Source organism: Levilactobacillus cerevisiae, from assembly GCF_003946245.1.
In the GTDB taxonomy this organism is placed as follows: domain Bacteria; phylum Bacillota; class Bacilli; order Lactobacillales; family Lactobacillaceae; genus Levilactobacillus; species Levilactobacillus cerevisiae.
On the sequence record NZ_RHNN01000076.1, the window covers coordinates 1 to 1,450 of the forward strand.

At 37.2% G+C, this 1,450-nt stretch carries 1 protein-coding gene; it reads left to right on the forward strand.

Going from position 1 to position 1,450, the window contains the following annotated elements; genetic code table 11:
• Positions 1-139: 139 nt before the first annotated feature.
• Positions 140-1,381: an ISL3 family transposase gene (locus EKM99_RS15635; protein ID WP_063697918.1), complete on the forward strand. Its 1,242-nt coding sequence runs from the start codon at positions 140-142 to the stop codon at positions 1,379-1,381.
• Positions 1,382-1,450: the final 69 nt, after the last annotated feature.

Genomic DNA, 1,450 nt, shown 5'->3' on the forward strand with positions numbered 1-1,450 from the left:
GGGTCTACACTTTCTGGTATTGGTGAATAACTAATACCGGTTTTTTGTCTGTTTTGAAAATCAGAAAAATAAAAAAGGACATCTGTCCTCTTTGTGCTACGATTTAATCGCCAAAACAAATCGAAAAGAGGAAATTCAGATGTCCCTAACTAATTCTATCTTATGCTTATTCGAAATAACAGACCCAAACTTAATTGTCACTGGTATTTCTAAAGAACGGTGTTCCACAAACCAACGTATTCATGTCGTCCATGCAACTTTGTCTTATCAACTTTTAAAGTGCCCACATTGTGGCCATAAAAGCTTAATTAAAAACGGAACTCACATGAGTCACCTGCGTTTAGGAACCTTATCCGGTGGTCGTTACGAAATGCATTTAAAACGTCAAAGATACCAATGTAAAGATTGTTCAAAAACCTGTGGTGCTAAAACTAAGTTGGTTAATCGTAACGAAACTTTCACACATAATATCAAACATCAAGTGATCGTTTTGGCACGCGATATGTTGACGAGTAAAGAAATTGCTAAACTTTGTGGAATTTCGCCAAGCAGTGTTCAACGAATCCTAAATGCCAATATTCACTTAGCCTATCGTGTTAAACATCTCCCAGAGAATCTTTGCTTTGATGAATTTCGTTCCTGTAATCACTGGATGTCCTTTAATTGTTGCGATGCCGTTAGTCATCGCCGAATTGTTACTTTAAAAGATCGGCTAAGTAAAGATATCATTGACTACTTTGAAGCTCGTTTTTCGGTTCAAGAACGTGCCCAAGTTCAATCAGTGACGATTGACATGAATGCTGAATATGGCAGCTTCATTCATCGCTTATTTCCCAATGCGGCCACGATTATCGATCGTTTCCATATTATTCAACTGGCTGGGCGTGCCTTAGATAATGAACGCACGCAAACCATTCGTACTATCCAAGATAAGCATTCACGAATTTATCATATTTTAAAATCTCAATGGCGTTTATTTCATCTTGATGAAATAAAAGTTAATGATTCTAAGGCTGTTTATTTACGCGGAATTAACGAGTATATGACGCAACAAAACGCCATTGATTTAGCTCTAGACGCTTTTCCCAGATTTAGATCTGTGTATCAAACCTATCAAGGTATCTTAAGTGCCATACACCAAAAGGATGCTAATGCGTTCCAATCCTTACTTACTAACTACCAACCCACTAGTAATCAAATGGACATAACGATCAACACGTTTATCAAAAATGGTTCAGCCCTTCTAAACAGTTGTCGTTATCCATTTTCCAACGGTCCAATTGAAGGACTTAATCGTAAAATCAAGGCATTAAAGCGTAACTGTTTTGGTTTTCGAAATATTGACAACTTCTTTATCCGGATTAGTTTAATTCATGAGTAAACAAAAAGCACATTCACCGAAGTGAATGTGCCGTTCAAAATCTCCACCAATACGATTTGACAGAGACCC

Bases quoted from the DNA above. Each gene is read 5' to 3' on its own strand.
- EKM99_RS15635 (WP_063697918.1), top strand. From the start codon at position 140: ATGTCCCTAACTAATTCTATCTTATGCTTATTCGAAATAACAGACCCA.